The organism is Dickeya ananatis (assembly GCF_019464615.1).
Taxonomy (GTDB): Bacteria; Pseudomonadota; Gammaproteobacteria; order Enterobacterales; family Enterobacteriaceae; genus Dickeya; species Dickeya oryzae.
Genome location: NZ_CP040816.1, coordinates 3,438,525 through 3,454,652, shown reverse-complemented (window position 1 = coordinate 3,454,652; position 16,128 = coordinate 3,438,525). Strand labels below are relative to the sequence as shown.

The 16,128-nt window shown below is 52.0% G+C and carries 11 protein-coding genes; 6 read left to right on the top strand and 5 right to left on the bottom strand.

Going from position 1 to position 16,128, the window contains the following annotated elements; genetic code table 11:
* The first annotated feature begins 7 nt into the window (after positions 1 to 7).
* The 3 genes from lpxP (at position 8) to FGI04_RS15250 (ending at position 4,970) form a co-directional block, all read left to right on the top strand.
* Positions 8 to 931 (top strand): kdo(2)-lipid IV(A) palmitoleoyltransferase, encoded by a 924-nt coding sequence (lpxP, locus tag FGI04_RS15260; RefSeq protein ID WP_407274717.1) that lies wholly within the window; start codon positions 8 to 10, stop codon positions 929 to 931.
* 816 nt (positions 932 to 1,747) lie between these two features.
* The gene (locus tag FGI04_RS15255) at positions 1,748 to 3,115 is read left to right on the top strand and encodes an NCS2 family permease (RefSeq protein ID WP_342700109.1); all 1,368 of its coding nucleotides are present in this window, start codon (positions 1,748 to 1,750) and stop codon (positions 3,113 to 3,115) included.
* A 208-nt stretch (positions 3,116 to 3,323) separates the two neighbouring features.
* Positions 3,324 to 4,970 (top strand): Na+/H+ antiporter, encoded by a 1,647-nt coding sequence (locus tag FGI04_RS15250; RefSeq protein ID WP_342700108.1) that lies wholly within the window; start codon positions 3,324 to 3,326, stop codon positions 4,968 to 4,970.
* A 55-nt stretch (positions 4,971 to 5,025) separates the two neighbouring features.
* Here FGI04_RS15250 and actP read toward each other — a convergent pair whose 3' ends face one another.
* From actP to acs, 3 genes are all read right to left on the bottom strand, one after another.
* Entirely contained in the window at positions 5,026 to 6,684 is a 1,659-nt protein-coding gene (actP, locus tag FGI04_RS15245; RefSeq protein WP_342700107.1) for a cation/acetate symporter ActP, read from the bottom strand.
* Entirely contained in the window at positions 6,681 to 6,992 is a 312-nt protein-coding gene (locus FGI04_RS15240; protein WP_342700132.1) for a DUF485 domain-containing protein, read from the bottom strand. The genes actP and FGI04_RS15240 overlap by 4 nt, the downstream gene beginning before the upstream one ends.
* A gap of 143 nt (positions 6,993 to 7,135) precedes the next feature.
* Positions 7,136 to 9,097 carry an acetate--CoA ligase gene (gene acs, locus FGI04_RS15235; protein ID WP_407274586.1) on the bottom strand — a complete coding sequence of 654 codons (1,962 nt, stop codon included), beginning with the start codon at positions 9,095 to 9,097 and terminating at the stop codon, positions 7,136 to 7,138.
* 754 nt (positions 9,098 to 9,851) lie between these two features.
* On the opposite strand from acs, the gene FGI04_RS15230 reads away from it, so the two are divergent.
* Together FGI04_RS15230 and FGI04_RS15225 are read left to right on the top strand one after the other, a co-directional pair.
* A complete protein-coding gene (locus tag FGI04_RS15230) occupies positions 9,852 to 10,244 on the top strand; it encodes a transcriptional regulator (protein WP_342700105.1) in 393 nt (130 codons plus the stop codon).
* Between the two features lie 981 nt (positions 10,245 to 11,225).
* Positions 11,226 to 12,236, top strand: a complete 1,011-nt coding sequence (locus FGI04_RS15225) for an AI-2E family transporter (RefSeq protein WP_168364960.1) — start codon at positions 11,226 to 11,228, stop codon at positions 12,234 to 12,236.
* A 116-nt stretch (positions 12,237 to 12,352) separates the two neighbouring features.
* Here the strand turns inward: FGI04_RS15225 and FGI04_RS15220 are convergent, their stop codons facing one another.
* Positions 12,353 to 13,879, bottom strand: coding sequence for an MFS transporter (locus FGI04_RS15220; RefSeq protein ID WP_342700103.1), 1,527 nt, complete (start codon positions 13,877 to 13,879; stop codon positions 12,353 to 12,355).
* Between the two features lie 464 nt (positions 13,880 to 14,343).
* On the opposite strand from FGI04_RS15220, the gene FGI04_RS15215 reads away from it, so the two are divergent.
* Entirely contained in the window at positions 14,344 to 14,565 is a 222-nt protein-coding gene (locus tag FGI04_RS15215) for a helix-turn-helix domain-containing protein (protein ID WP_342700102.1), read from the top strand.
* 38 nt (positions 14,566 to 14,603) lie between these two features.
* Here the strand turns inward: FGI04_RS15215 and FGI04_RS15210 are convergent, their stop codons facing one another.
* The gene (locus tag FGI04_RS15210; RefSeq protein ID WP_342700101.1) at positions 14,604 to 16,100 is read right to left on the bottom strand and encodes a mannitol dehydrogenase family protein; all 1,497 of its coding nucleotides are present in this window, start codon (positions 16,098 to 16,100) and stop codon (positions 14,604 to 14,606) included.
* Positions 16,101 to 16,128: the final 28 nt, after the last annotated feature.

Below are 16,128 nucleotides of genomic sequence, written 5' to 3'. Positions count from 1 at the left end.
ATATTCGATAATGACTCAACAAACCTTTACTAAGGACTTGTTCCATCCTCGCTACTGGCTGCTGTGGTTCGGCCTGGCGGTGTTATTTCTGCTGGTACAACTGCCTTATCCGCTACTGATGCGGCTGGGAAGCTGGCTGGGGCGTACTTCCCGCCATTTTCTTAAGCGGCGGGTGAACATCGCGCGTCGTAATCTGGAGCTGTGCTTTCCCGATATGTCGGCATCGCAGCGTGACATGCTGCTGGAGGCGAATTTTGCATCGTTGGGGATGGCGCTGATGGAAACGGGCATGGCCTGGTTTTGGTCGGATCGGCGAGTCAAAGCCTGGTTCGAGGTATCCGGTTTTGAAAACCTTCAGCAGGCGGGGCGTGAGCAACGTGGTGTGATGGTGATAGGCATTCACTTTATGTCGCTGGAATTAGGCGGCCGCGCGATGGGGCTATGCCAGCCGATGATGGCGATGTATCGACGCCATAACAATAAAGTCATGGAGCTGGTGCAGACCTGGGGACGTTCCCGTTCCAATAAAGCGATGATTGATCGCAAAGATTTGCGTGGCATGGTGCAGGCGCTGAAAAGCGGCGAAGCAGTATGGTTTGCGCCTGATCAGGACTATGGCCCCAAAGGTAGCGTGTTCGCGCCGTTCTTTGCGGTGGATCAGGCAGCTACGACCAGCGGTACCTTCACCATTCATCGGTTAGCCAAGCCGGCGATGATCACCACCGTGTTGATTCGCAAACCAAACCGTCAGGGATATCAGTTGGTGATTGAGCCGGAGCTGGAAGATTATCCGAGTGAGGATCAACAGCAGGCCGCGCAATACATGAACCGGGTAATAGAGCGGGAAATTCTGCGCGCACCGGAACAATACCTATGGCTGCATCGCCGTTTCAAGACGCGTCCGTGTGGCGAGGCGTCGTTGTACCGATAACATTCGGTACAACGAACCAGTATAAAAAAGAGATAAAAAAAGTGGCAGCCCGAGGGCTGCCACAATTCAAGAAGGAGAGAATGATTTGATGATTAACGGAACAGCGCGTAAGGACGGACACCGCGGTAGGTTTTGCCCAGCGCTTTTAGTAGTTGAGTGATTTGACGGACAAGACTCATGGTGTTTCCCCCTACGCATAAAATAATTACTGGTTGAACGTACCGAAGTGGATGTTGAAGTTTTCAAACATGGCGATAATTTTGTGCAACAGTTTCATTGTCGTATTCCTCTATGTGATTCATTATTTATGTGACGTTGTTCACGGTTTTAAAGATATACCCAGCTCAGGCAGCGGTCAACTTTTTTTGTGAACTCCATCACAAAAAAATAAACGTACAGTCTGCTCTTCCTGAACCATGGTTTTATTTTCTTTCATACTCAATGTATTGCTATGTGAACGATGTTGGCCGGTTGCCAGGTGGGGGGCTGTGTCAGCGCTGTGTTGCGCAGGGTTGGCACCATTTTCAGCACAACCATGATGCGTATGCAGGGAATAGCAGTTGAAATGGATGTCCCGAAGGCAGGATAATCTGCCGCCTCAACAACAACTGGCAGGATTCAGCCGCTCTGTAACGCAATGGTTAATCGTTTGCGTGTCAGGATGGCAGGGGAAAGCGGCAGGTTTACGGCGTCTGGCAAGGACGTTGATTTACACCGTTTTTCGAATGTTGACCAGATGCCGGCCACCGTGCGGTGATAACCCGGCGTTTGATAACCAATAGCATTTGATAACAACGACATTTCAGGGGATATACCATGTCCAATACCACTCGTCAGGCTGACGATGCGGCTCGTCCCGCAGGCGCGCTTGATGCCTTTTTCAAGATTACACAGCGCGGTAGCAGCGTTCGTCAGGAAGTGCTGGCGGGTCTGACCACGTTTCTGGCGATGGTTTACTCGGTCATCGTCGTACCCGGCATGCTGGGCAAAGCAGGCTTTCCGCCTGCGGCTGTGTTTGTCGCCACTTGCCTGGTGGCGGGGCTCGGTTCCCTGCTGATGGGATTGTGGGCCAACCTGCCGATGGCGATTGGTTGCGCGATTTCGTTGACGGCGTTTACTGCTTTTAGTCTGGTGCTGGGGCAGCATATCAGTGTGCCGGTAGCACTGGGCGCTATCTTCATGATGGGCGTGCTGTTCACGGTGATTTCTGCGACCGGCATCCGTTCCTGGATCCTGCGCAATCTGCCCATGGGCGTGGCGCACGGTGCGGGTATTGGTATCGGGTTGTTCCTACTGATCATTGCGGCGAACGGCATCGGTCTGGTCATTAAAAACCCGATCGATGGTTTACCGGTGGCATTGGGGCATTTCACCGCGTTTCCGGTGGTGATGTCGCTGATTGGTCTGGCGGCAACCATCGGTCTTGAAAAACGTCGCGTACCGGGTGGGATCCTGCTGGTGATCGTCGCTATTTCGGTCATCGGCCTGATTTTTGATCCGAACGTGAAATACCAAGGGCTGTTTGCGTTGCCGAGCCTGACGGATGCCAATGGTCAGTCGCTGATTTTCAGCCTCGACATCAAAGGCGCGTTGCAGCCGGTGGTGTTGCCGAGTGTGCTGGCACTGGTGATGACGGCGGTATTTGACGCGACGGGTACCATCCGCGCGGTGGCCGGTCAGGCTAACCTGCTGGATAAAGACGGACAGATTATCAACGGTGGACGTGCGCTGACAGCTGACTCCATCAGTAGCATTTTCTCCAGCCTGGTGGGAACCTCTCCGGCGGCGGTCTACATTGAGTCGGCGGCGGGTACTGCCGCAGGTGGCAAAACCGGTTTGACTGCGACGGTAGTTGGCGTGTTGTTTCTGCTGATCCTGTTCCTGTCGCCGTTGTCCTATCTGGTACCTGCTTATGCCACAGCACCTGCGCTGATGTATGTCGGCCTGCTGATGCTGAGCAATGTGTCCAAACTCGATTTCAACGACTTTGTCGATGCGATGTCCGGCCTGGTGTGTGCGGTATTCATCGTACTGACCTGTAACATTGTGACCGGCATCATGCTGGGTTTTGGATCACTGGTGCTGGGCCGTCTTTTCTCCGGCGAATGGCGCAAGCTGAATGTCGGCACGGTGATTATCGCTGTGGCGTTGGTGGCCTTTTACGCTGGCGGCTGGGCGCTGTAAACCCGTTTTACCGTATCTGGCACGAAGGGGAACAGGGGTTCCCCTTTTTTATCCTGTGATGCCAATGTGATGATTTTTTGTCATCGTTTTCTGTTCATCACACAATATCTTGTTATTATTCATAAAGATCACCCATTGGTGAGCGCAGTCCGCCCTAATGGTAGCTACCCGGAGTCCTTTCATGTAACGGCAATTAACCAAGGAACACATGGAAATATTTTTCACCATTCTGATCATGACGTTGATCGTGTCGCTTTCCGGCGTGATGACGCGCCTCCTGCCTTTCCAGATACCACTGCCATTGATGCAGATTGCACTTGGCGCCATGTTGGCGTGGCCACAGTTCGGCCTGCATGTCGACTTTAATCCTGAGTTGTTCATGGTGTTGTTTATCCCGCCGTTGCTGTTTGCTGACGGCTGGAAAACCTCGACCCGTGAGTTCTTGCATCATATGCGCGAAATTCTGGGGCTGGCACTGGTGCTGGTGGTGATTACCGTGGTGGGTATTGGTTACCTGCTGCATTGGATGATCCCGGAAATGCCGTTGGTGGCGGCGTTTGCACTGGCTGCTGTGTTGTCTCCCACTGATGCGGTCGCGTTGTCCGGTATCGTCGGTGAAGACCGGATCCCTAAAAAACTGATGGGGATCCTGCAAGGGGAGGCGCTCATGAATGACGCCTCTGCGCTGGTGTCGCTCAAGTTTGCCGTGGCGATTGCCATGGGCACCATGGTGTTTACTGTGTCCGGCGCGACGCTGGCGTTCTTGCAGGTAGCACTAGGGGGCTTGTTGGCCGGGATCGGCATCACCTGGGTGTACAGCAAATCCCTGTCGCTGCTCGGTCATCAAAACGATGATGATGCCGCCACGCAGATCGTATTGCTACTGCTGCTGCCATTTGCCGCTTACCTGATTGCCGAGCATTTCGGTGTGTCGGGCATTTTGGCTGCGGTCGCGTCGGGTATGACGATCAGTCGAACGCAACTGCTGAGACAGGCACCGCTCAACATGCGCTTGCGGGCTAACGGCGTGTGGAACATGCTGGAATTTGTGTTCAACGGAATGGTGTTCCTGATGCTGGGGCTGCAACTGCCGGGCGTGATTGAAGAGTCGATTGTGCAGGCGGAACTGGATCCTACCATTGAAACCTGGCTGCTGTTTGCTGATATCGCATTGATCTATTGCGCCTTGTTGTTGTTGCGTTTTGCCTGGTTGTGGCTGATGAAACTCTACAGCCGCTATGTGCAGAATAAGCGCCCGATGTTGTTTGCCCGCTATACCGCGCGTGAAATCTGGATCAGTACCTTTGCCGGTGTGCGTGGTGCCATTACGCTGGCGGGTGTGCTGTCTATCCCGTTGTTTCTGAGTGGCGGTGAGCCGTTCCCATCCCGTTATCAACTGGTATTTATTGCTACCGGTGTGATCCTGTTTTCACTGTTGTGCGGCGTAGTGGCGCTACCGCTGCTACTACGGGGGATTACCATGACGGATCACAGCATGCAGAAAAAAGAGGAACGCATGGCGCGGGTGACGATGGCACAGGTCGCTATCGATTGCCTTAAAAAAATGCAGGAGCGTCTGGCGGCAGACAGGGAAGAGAATCTGGATGATCAAATCTTGGCGGAGGTCAGTGCCCGCGTCATCGGTATGCTGCATCGGCGTGTGGCAGGCACCGATGAACTGGAAAACAATATGGCGGTTGAGAATTTGGAGCGGCGCTTTCGTCTGGCGGCGGTCAGTGCTGAGCGTGCCGAGCTGTATCACCTGCGTGCCACGCAGCGCATCAGTAATGAAACGCTGCAAAAGATGCTGCGGGAGCTGGATTTGCTGGAAGCGGTGCTCAGCGAGAAGGTGTAAAAAAACCGGGGAGCAGGCTCCCCGGTTTTTGTTGTACGTTTGCGCTTGTCTCGTGTTAGTGAGATGAACCCTTGGAGATGCCAAGGCCGGTTTGTGAACGGATGAATTGCGCCTTGAATTTGCCGCGTTCTTCGATTGCATTGGCGGAGTTATCGGTAATGGAGAAAAACCAGATACCAATAAACGCTACCAGCATTGAGAACAGCGCAGGGTATTCATAGGGGTAGATTGGGGTAGCGTGACCGAGAATTTTCACCCAGATGGTCGGCCCCAGAATCATCAGAATGACGGCCGTTAACAACCCAGCCCAGCCGCCGATCATTGCCCCGCGAGTGGTCAGCTTCGACCAGTACATCGACAGCAGGATAATCGGGAAGTTACAACTGGCGGCAATCGAGAACGCCAGACCCACCATAAAGGCGATATTCTGGTTTTCGAACAAAATCCCCAGCAGGATAGCGATGATCCCTAGCGCCAGTACCGTCAGTTTGGATACTCTCAGTTCGTCACGCTCAGTGGCCTGGCCTTTCTTGATAACATTCGAGTACAGGTCATGCGATACCGCAGATGCACCCGCCAGCGTCAGCCCGGCCACCACCGCCAGAATAGTGGCGAAGGCCACGGCGGAGATAAAGCCCAGGAAGAAGTTACCGCCGACCGCATTGGCCAGATGTATCGCCGCCATATTATTGCCGCCGATTAACGCGCCTGCTGCATCTTTGAATGCCGGGTTGGAGCTTACCAGCAGAATCGCACCAAAGCCGATAATGAAGGTCAGGAAGTAGAAATACCCCATGAAACCGGTAGCAAAGAGCACGCTCTTACGCGCTTCTTTGGCATCGCTGACGGTGAAGAAACGCATCAGGATATGCGGCAGACCCGCCGTACCGAACATCAACCCCAACCCAAGAGACAAGGCGGAAACCGGGTCGGATACCAGGCCACCGGGTCTCATGATGGCGATGCCTTTCGCGTGAACCTTGGTGGCTTCGGTGAACAGGCTGTCAAAGCTGAAATTGACCGTTTTCAGCACCATGATTGCCATGAAGGTCGCGCCACACAGCAACAAGACCGCTTTGATGATTTGCACCCAGGTGGTAGCCAGCATGCCGCCAAACAGCACGTACATCACCATCAGAATGCCAACCAACACCACGGCGACATGGTAATTCAGCCCAAACAGCAACTGGATGAGCTTACCGGCACCCACCATCTGGGCTATCAGGTATAGCGCCACGACCACTAACGAGCCACAGGCCGACAGGGTACGGATAGGTTTTTGCTGCAATCGGTAAGAAGCCACGTCAGCGAAGGTATAGCGACCAAGGTTACGCAGCCGCTCTGCTATCAGGAACAGAATGATCGGCCACCCCACCAGAAAACCAAGCGAGTAGATAAGGCCGTCAAAGCCGGAAGTATATACCAGCGCCGAAATGCCGAGAAACGAGGCGGCGGACATGTAGTCGCCCGCAATCGCCAGCCCGTTTTGAAAGCCGGTGATATTACCACCCGCTGTATAGTAATCACTACGCGAACGGGTGCGCTTGGATGCCCAGTAGGTGATATAGAGCGTTGCCGCCACAAATAACACAAACAGTACGATAGCCTGGATATTTAGCGGTTGTTTCTGAACGTTGCCGGAAACGGCATCCGCCGCTTGCGCCCATATTGGTAGCCCCAGAAGACCGGTCAGCAGGAAAATGCGGCTTTTCATTTTTGCACCTCATTTAGCAATGCTTTGGTCAGGCGGTCGAATTCACCATTGGCTCGGTAGACGTAAATACCGGTAAGCACAAAAGAAATGATAATGAGCCCGATACCCAACGGGATGCCGCGGGTCGTCCCCGCTCCAGGCGCAATCGGCGTTCCCAGCCAGCCCGGTGCAAAGGCGATCAACAGAATGAAACCGACGTACAACACCAGCATGATCAGCGAAAGAAAGGCGGCAAAACGTTGCCGTTTCTGAACCAGTTCTTTAAATAGCGGGTTATCTTCAATCCGTTGATAAATGAGATCATTCATCATAAATCTCCAGTCAGATAAGTCGCGTCGCCTTAACAGACGACTGTTTTTCAGGTGCCACCACACACCAGAACAACATATTGTTACCAACAACATATTGTTACCTGGTGCGGGCGGCGCTGTTTTTATCTATCGGATAACGGTTAAGACGGTGTATTGCCCATGGCTTGTTTTTCTTCCAGCAATTTCTCTACTACGCCAGGATCGGCGAGGGTAGATATATCACCCAGATTGCTGGTATCCCCGGCTGCAATCTTGCGCAGAATACGGCGCATGATTTTGCCGGATCGGGTTTTCGGTAGTGCATCGGTCCAATGCAGAATATCGGGAGTCGCAATCGGGCCGATCTCTTTTCTCACCCAGTTGCGCACCTCGGTGTACAACTCGCTGGTGGGTTCTTCACCATGATTGAGCGTGATGTAGGCATAGATAGCCTGTCCCTTGAGACTGTGCGGAATGCCAACCACCGCGGCTTCGGCGATTTTCGGGTGTGATACCAGTGCAGACTCGATTTCTGCTGTCCCCAGACGGTGTCCGGACACGTTCAGTACGTCGTCTACTCGGCCGGTTATCCAGTAATAACCGTCTTCATCACGGCGCGCGCCGTCACCGCTGAAATACATGCCTTTGAACGTAGAAAAGTAGGTCTGTTCGAAACGTTCATGGTCACCAAACAGCGTGCGGGCCTGACCCGGCCAGGAGTCGGTAATCACCAGATTGCCTTCGCAGGCACCGTCTTGTGGGTTACCGACGTTATCCACCAAGGCGGGTTGTACCCCGAAAAACGGCAGCGTTGCGGAACCGGGTTTGGCTTCAATCGCGCCGGGTAGCGGGGTGATCATGAATCCCCCGGTCTCTGTCTGCCACCAGGTATCGACGATTGGGCAGCGGCTGTTACCAATTTTCTTGAAGTACCATTCCCAGGCTTCCGGGTTGATGGGTTCCCCCACAGAACCCATGATTTTGAGCGACTGGCGTGAGGTGCCCTCGATCGCTTTGTCGCCATCCGCCATTAATGCGCGGATAGCGGTGGGAGCGGTATACAGAATATTGACCTGATGTTTGTCTACTACTTGTCCCATCCGGCTGGCGGTTGGCCAGTTGGGTACACCTTCGAACATCAGCGTGATGGCGCCGCAGGCCAGAGGACCGTACAACAAATAGCTGTGGCCGGTGACCCAACCAACGTCGGCGGTACACCAATAGACATCGCCGGGATGGTAATCAAAGACATACTTAAACGTTGTGGCGGCGTATACCAGATACCCCCCGGTAGTGTGCAGAACCCCTTTGGGTTTACCGGTTGATCCGGAGGTATACAGGATAAACAAGGGGTCTTCGGCATTCATTTCTTCCGGTGGGCAGTCATCGCTCACCTGAGCAACCAGCTCGTGCCACCATAGATCGCGGCCATCCTGCCAGTTACCGGGTTTGCCGGTACGCTGGAAAACGATGACATTGCTCACGGTGGTAACGGCAGGATTACGCAGTGCTTCATCGATGTTCTTTTTCAGTGGAATCGAGCGCCCGGCACGGATCCCCTCATCGGCGGTGATCACCAGTTTGGCGCTGGAATCGACGATGCGCCCGGCGATCGATTCAGGGGAGAACCCTCCGAAGATAACCGAATGTACAGCACCGATACGGGCACAAGCCAGCATCGCGACAGCCGCTTCCGGTACCATTGGCATATAAATGGCGACCACATCACCTTTGCGGATCCCTTTTGCTTTTAATACGTTAGCAAAACGGCAAACCGCCTGATACAACTCGCGGTAGGTGACTGTCTTGCTTTCTTTGGCATCGTCACCTTCCCAGATGATCGCGGTTTGATCACCTTGCGTGGCAAGGTGGCGATCGAGACAGTTCGCTGCGACATTCAGCGTACCGTCTTCAAACCAGCGAATGCGAACATGGCCTGGGTCAAAAGAGGTGTTTTTGACCTGCTGATAAGGTTTGATCCAATCAACGATCTTGCCTTGTTCCCGCCAGAAAGAATCAGGATCTTGCACCGATTCCTGATACATCTTTTTATATTGTTCGGCGGTGATTAAGGCGTTCTCCGCAATCGCGGTAGGTATAGGGTGTTTATTATATTGGCTCATAGCGCTTCTCCTTAAACATTGTTAATATTATGTCAATCAATGGTTAATAATAGTGAGCCATTAACATTTGTTTCTTTTTTGCGCGATGGATCACGCATTACAGAAATGGTTTCCAGATGTTTGCTTTTAAGAGTAGTCCCAGATCGAGAAGCATGGGGAAGCCGTTGTGGAAGTACGCTGTTTTATGCGATTTCGCTCACGTTTTTGCCGGTTGGGGCGGCCCGTTGAGCTCGTAAAGGGAACGGTGAATGAAAATGACTATTCAATTGGCATTAACTATCATTAGCAAGATTTTGATCGGACGATATGATCAAACAAGCAAAAGATCGGCCTTATTTGAGCGATCGACCTCCAGCGAAAGCGGATATAGTGCTCACAATGCCTAAAGGGTCGCATGTAATGCCGCTCATAAGTTACGGAATTGTGTTTTTTGTAAGCAATCCGTAGCAACCAGTAGGCTGATTATTATGATAGGTAATTTCAACTTTCAGTCAGCCAGATGCAATGGGATATAATTTACCAAAGTATAATACTTATTATTTTTTGGACTACGTAATAACGTAGGAAATTAAGTTATCACTCATCATGTCTTGTTCAGGTTGGTTGGATTCTAATTATATCAACGGTTTGATTATTGTGGTTGCCAGAGACATTTGCTGGCTGACTTTAAAAACTATCCCCATATACTCCTGCGCCGACATTCTCTGGTTGCTTCAGGAGGGATAGATTTCACATAGCAAGAAGCAGAGGACATATGAGTCTGATATTTGGGCAGAATGAAATCATGAGCATGTTAAGTGCCCCTGTTCACAATGACAGACGCGCAATTGCGGTCATTGATGATAAATGCAAGATACTCTGTGCAAATTCCGCATTTAATGCACATTTTGGTTTGCGTACCGGTGCTACCGTCCCTGCCTCTATTGATGAGGTCTTGCCGGTTAACGTTCGGTTCGCTTACCAGGATTTCATGACTAACAACGAGTTACTGAGCACACATGTCGCCTGGGATTTGTTGTCTGATGGTTTCGCTAAAAAGCCGCTCAGTACACTTTCGTTTTCCAAGCTGAATGTAGAAGACAGAGTTCTGTCGTTGTTAATCCTCAATCAAGATGACGGGGACATGACCGCGACGATGGCTTCATAACGAGCCAACGATTAGGAAAATGAAATTTGTACACTATCAATGTTATTCGTTGATGTGAATTTTTATGCTTTTATACTGGCTATTACTATTATATTGAGCGCATTTTAATTCCTCATTTTTTGTCCCGCCTTTATATCGATACGTTTCGATAATCAATTTCACAAGCAAGCTAATAAATCATTCATATTTAAATACACTTTCTTATACTCTTCATACTTCAAGTTGCAGGTGTGTTGGCTGCGTTACTCGGCCCATAAACGGGCCTTGCCCTTCGGGCCGCTGCAAGCAGCGTTCAAATCGGCGTATGCCGATTTGTCGTTCACCCGAATCACTTACCTGAGTAAGCTCATCGGGATGAAATGAGAGACATCTTGTCTCTCACCAGAGGCCAGCCGTTGGCTGGTCAAATTCGTTCCCAACGAATTTGTCACTCACTTGCCGCGTGACAAGGCTCTAATAAGCCTTGCCCTAAAGGGCCAACGCGTTGCGTTGCTCAACACGCGAGCGTGTTGTCCTACAACTCGAATTATTTGGGGTATAGTTAAACGTACCTTCTATATTAATCTTGACACAGGGATTTTACTGGCGGGGTATGCCGGAGCAAAAGATATTGGTCGGGATGAACGTATCTTGCTATCTGGAAGTGCCACATCCACCGGTTTTCGTATTTTTACTGTCTGATGATGCACCTCGCATGTCAGGCGTCGTTTCTCATTGTTCCTGACGAATCTCCCGCGATGACACTATCTATATGGCCTATCTATACGTTATATGGCCTATCTATACGGCAGGTGACCAAACGCGACGATAGATGACCAAAATTGATGCTAATCCTGCTGGTGTTTCGTAGTCAAAACGCTAAGAATGGTTGCTGAAATATTATTTCAGGTCAGGGTATTGCCGCCCTCTGGCGTAAGGTTTCCTTGTCGCTGGTCGGTGTGGCACTCCCTTCTGACGTCGCGGTAAGAAACAGGATGTCGTATGCAGTTGTTGAATGTGAAACAAGCCAGATTGCTGAGCTTTGCGTTTATCCTTGGGGGGTTGCTGCTCTTGATTGAGTTGCGGCTGCTTGCCTGCTTTATCGCCGGCTTTCTGGTGTATGAAATCATTAATCTACTGACACCGTATTTCCAGAAGGTGATCAGCGGTAAACGCGCCCGTCTTGCAGTCGTGGCGGTGATCAGTACCTTAGTCGTCTGCCTGCTGAGCGTAATTTTCGGCTCGCTGGTCGGGTTGTTGATGCAGGAAATGAAAGATACCAGCGTGTTCAACGCCCGTATTGCCTTTATTCTCGAAGATGTACAAAAACAGATCATGACCTATCTACCGGGCTACCTGCCGGTTAGTGTGGAAGAGTTGCAGCATGAGTTCGTGATGTGGCTACAAAAGCACGTGGAGATGCTGCAAAACATGGGGAAAGATTTCCTGCATGGTTTTGTCACGATGTTGATCGGCATGATCCTGGGCGCGATCATCTCTTTGTATAACATTGAGCCGACGGTGGAAAAACCCTTGCTGAAAACCGAGCTGATGCATCGGGTCGCGCTGTTGTCGTCCTCGTTTCGCAATATTGTGTTTGCACAGGTGAAGATTTCACTGGTGAACACAGTACTGTCGGCGTTGTTTATTTTAGGTCTGTTACCCGGTTTCGGCATTCATCTGCCATTTGCCAAAACGCTGGTGGCGCTTACCTTCATTTTTGGCTTGCTGCCGGTCATCGGTAATCTGATTTCTAATTCCGTGGTGTTCATCGCGTCGTTATCGATCTCTTTACCGATAGCACTGTTGTCGCTGGTCTACCTGATGTTGATCCACAAGCTGGAGTACTTCCTTAATGCGCAGATTGTCGGCACCCGCATCAAGGCGCATGCCTGGGAAATTCTGCTGGCGATGCTGGTGTTTGAGGCAGCATTCGGTATTTCCGGTGTGATTGCTGCTCCTATTTATTATGCCTACCTGAAAAGTGAATTGCGGGAAGCGGCGCTGATCTGAGCGTCTTCTCGGGCATGGCTGCGTGGTATTCACCGATGCTGCCATGTGAACCCGCCGACCAGCCGTATAAAAACGACAATGCCGCCCTCGGGCGGCATTGTGTTGACTGGCATGGCTTAGCGAGGAGAGGTTGCAATGACAGGTTCAGGCTCAGTCGGTTGCAGGCCGAGCGGGTTGTTGCCCCAGCATTGTTCGTATTTCCAGCCGGTAAGCTCTTCAGCAACGGCGCGAGCTTCTGCAGGCGCATCAGCAATGGCACCGCCTGCTTTGATACGTGCAATTTCCTGCAGCAAAATCATGTGGTTCTTACGGTCCAGACGCATTTGAGCACTGAAGTAGATAGCGACTATCGCCAGTGCGATAACACCCAGTGAGAACACACCGATAATCGCCAGTACTGCACTTTCCGGTTGCGCGGCTTTGCCGGAGACAAAGCCGAACTGACTCAAAATCCAGCCCATGGCGAAGACGATGACAGAGCGTACCATCTTGCCCGCGAATGTCATGGCACCGGCATAAATCCCTTCACGACGACGCCCCGTCAGCACTTCGTCTACATCCGCCAGGAAGGTGTAGACCGTCCACGGAATGTAGTAGATACCACCGGTACTCAAACCAAAGATAGCGGTAATACCAAACAAAACGACGATGGTAGCGGTCTGAGACCAGCCGGTGAAATAGAGCGCGGCATACGCGATCACACTGACGATCACCACCATCAACGCCATGCGGTACGGGCGACCAAAGCCCATCTTCACGCAAATACCGATAAACAGGAACGTGGAGATAAACTGCATGATGGAGCTGAAGCTGTTGAGCTGGGAGACCACCGCGGTGCTTTGCTTCAGGCCAAAGACGATGAAGTACGTGAACGCGGAAGCAAACAGCCATTCAGCACCAAAACCGAACAGGTACATCCCAAGGTGTTTGCGGAAAATACGCAGACGGAACGTGGAAGCCATGTCGATGCTGAGTTTCTTCAGGGACTGCAACAGGTTCTGTGTGTGCTCGCGGGCCACTTCGTTCGGAGAACGTTCCCAGGACGTGAAGTAAAGGGCGATCATCGCCGCGCACATGATGAAACCGTAGGCCAGACCGGTGTAGAAGAACGGTGTGGCGGAGTCTTTACCGTAGATCCCGATGAACTGACCTGGGATGAACGCGGCCAGGAAATTGGCGACTTTACCGAAGATAGCCTTGGAGCCGGTCAGTTTTGAGCGAACTTTGAAATCAGTCGTCATTTCGGTGGCGAGCGTTTCGTATGGCACCATGATGGAGGTATAGATCAACTCGAACAACACGTAGGTCGACAGGTAATACCAGAACCCTAAACCTTCCATCCACAACATCGGGTAGACCAGCACCAGCGGGATACCGAGCATGATGAAGAAACGACGACGGCCGAAAAGGCGGCCAATACGGGTGTTGTAGAAGTTATCACTGATGTAACCCATTATCGGGTTACTGATCGCGTCGATAACGCTGGCGACGGAGAAAATAGCCGCCGCTTCAACCAGGGTCAAGCCACAGAAGGTGGTGTAGAAGTACATTAACCAGGCACCACTGATGGCTAACGCACCGCTGCCTAGCAAGTTCGCGCTGCCGTAGCAGAACGTGTGTTTAAACGTAATAGGTTTACTCATGATCAATTCGCCTAACAATATTAAAACATTATTTCATTTGAAATGAACTTATGTTCTTATCATTTGCCTGATTGCGACAAAAGTAAACTAGCCATCCCGCCCCTGACGGCTTTTAATAGGAATCTGTCATGGAGATCATGAAATAAGTTTTTTTAATTTGATCACGGCTACTGCCAGATAAAACGTAATGTCTTACCGGGAATGGGTATTTTTTTATCGCTATACGATAAAAAGTGGAACTGTCACTCGTGGTGACATCAGCGGAAATGGTGAAACTATCGGCACTATTTCGCCGTGTGGGCCAATAAAAAGCAAGTATAATTGTAAAAAATAGCGAGCAATTGTGACCGCATTGTGATCTCGTCGGGATCTTGCGTCAATGCATCGCGCAAAGTGTGATTTATCTCACTGTGCCGGACAGTGTATTTTATCGGGTTATGGGTAGATCGTTGGTAAGGCGGGTTATGCCAATCGTTATCAGGCTGGATGTATTGCTGGCACAGAAAAAGATGAAGTCCCGCGAGCTGGCGAGACTTATTGGTATTACAGAGCAAAACCTGTCATTGCTGAAATCCGGTAAGGTGAAGAGCATCCGGTTCGAGACGTTGCAGAAAATATGCGAAGCGCTGGCCTGCCAGCCCGGTGATGTGCTGGAATCTCTGCCGGAGTGTTTGCCTGAAAAGTAAAGCCGCGCACTCCCTGCACGGCTCTGGTGACAGACTGACTAGCGGCTGAATAGCGCGGCGACGGTTGCTTTCGCGCCGTTATCACGCAACGACAGGTAGGCATTGGTCAGCTCGGCTACCCACGGCGCGTTGTTGGGCAAATCATCGCCGAACAAGGCATTGATGGCGAGCAGGCCGCGAACGCGCTCTTCGTTGTCAGCGGTTGTGCTGACAACCTGCTGCAAGGTGGTGACCAGTGGATCGCGGATATCGATCGCCTGGCCGGCATCGTCAACGCCACCGACATAACGCATCCAACCCGCCACGCCAAGCGTTAGTGCGCGGTGGTCGCTGCCATGCGCCAGATGCCAGCGCAGTGAGGCCAGCATACGTTGTGGCAGTTTCTGGCTACCATCCATCGCAATCTGCCAGGTGCGGTGTTTCAACGCCGGGTTAGAAAAACGCTCAAGCAACTGGTCGGCATACGCGGTCAGATCGACGCCGGAAACCTGTAAGGTCGGAGCCTGTTCCTGCAACATCAAATGGCGTACCGCCTGCCGGTAGTGCGGGTCTTCCATACCGTCATTGATATGCTCGTAGCCAGCCAGATAACCGAGGTAAGCCAGGAGAGAGTGGCTACCGTTGAGCATACGCAGTTTCATCTCTTCAAACGGCAGTACGTCATCAACCAACTGTGCTCCCGCCAGTTCCCACTCGGGGCGACCGGCAACAAACTTGTCTTCCACCACCCACTGGATGAAGGGCTCACAGGCGATACCGCAAGGATCGGCAACCCCAATAGCATCGGCTATCTGGGTCAGCGTTTCTGGTGTGGCGGCCGGTACGATGCGGTCCACCATGGTATTGGGGAAGGTCACGTGTTGTGCTATCCAGTCCGCCAGTGAGGGATCCTGCAAACGAGCGGCATCCATGACAACTTGTCGGGTCACTTTACCGTTTTCCGGAACGTTGTCGCAGGAAAGCACCGAGAAGGGCGCAATACCGCGTTCACGACGCAGGCGCAGCGCTTCGGCCAGTAAGCCCGGTACTGACGACGGTTGACGTGGGGTGGCCAGGTCTTGCTGAACCAGCGGGTTATTCTGATCCAGCTCGCCTTTGTTGCCTGCGCGACAGTAACCTTTTTCGGTGATAGTCAGCGATACGATCGCCACGACAGGGTCCGCCAGTTGTTCCAGAATGGTCGCAATCCCTTCGACACGGGCGTGTAGCGACTTACAGACGGCGCCCACCACGATGGCCTGATTACCGTTAGCGGCTTTCTCAAGCACGGTAAAGCGGTGATCCTGACGACGCAGGGCGGAAATCAGGGAGTCGTCGCTAAATAGCACCACTTCGCAAATCCCCCAGTCGCCGCCCTGACGGTTGAGCACCCGATCGGTTAGCAGCGCCTGATGGGCACGGTGAAATGCACCAAAGCCGATGTGTACGATGCGGGGCTTCAACGACTGGCGGTCGTAGCGGGGTTGTTGAACAGTGGCGGGAAGCGCCGTATTGGACAGATTTTTTTCGTTGCCGGACAGACTGTTACTGGACATAGCTGGCGTCCTGAAAAGGGAAAAATTA

Bases quoted from the DNA above. Each gene is read 5' to 3' on its own strand.
- FGI04_RS15255 (WP_342700109.1), top strand. From the start codon at position 1,748: ATGTCCAATACCACTCGTCAGGCTGACGATGCGGCTCGTCCCGCAGGC.
- FGI04_RS15250 (WP_342700108.1), top strand. From the start codon at position 3,324: ATGGAAATATTTTTCACCATTCTGATCATGACGTTGATCGTGTCGCTT.
- actP (WP_342700107.1), bottom strand. From the start codon at position 6,684: ATGAAAAGCCGCATTTTCCTGCTGACCGGTCTTCTGGGGCTACCAATA.
- FGI04_RS15240 (WP_342700132.1), bottom strand. From the start codon at position 6,992: ATGAATGATCTCATTTATCAACGGATTGAAGATAACCCGCTATTTAAA.
- acs (WP_407274586.1), bottom strand. From the start codon at position 9,097: ATGAGCCAATATAATAAACACCCTATACCTACCGCGATTGCGGAGAAC.
- FGI04_RS15230 (WP_342700105.1), top strand. From the start codon at position 9,852: ATGAGTCTGATATTTGGGCAGAATGAAATCATGAGCATGTTAAGTGCC.
- FGI04_RS15225 (WP_168364960.1), top strand. From the start codon at position 11,226: ATGCAGTTGTTGAATGTGAAACAAGCCAGATTGCTGAGCTTTGCGTTT.
- FGI04_RS15220 (WP_342700103.1), bottom strand. From the start codon at position 13,879: ATGAGTAAACCTATTACGTTTAAACACACGTTCTGCTACGGCAGCGCG.
- FGI04_RS15215 (WP_342700102.1), top strand. From the start codon at position 14,344: ATGCCAATCGTTATCAGGCTGGATGTATTGCTGGCACAGAAAAAGATG.
- FGI04_RS15210 (WP_342700101.1), bottom strand. From the start codon at position 16,100: ATGTCCAGTAACAGTCTGTCCGGCAACGAAAAAAATCTGTCCAATACG.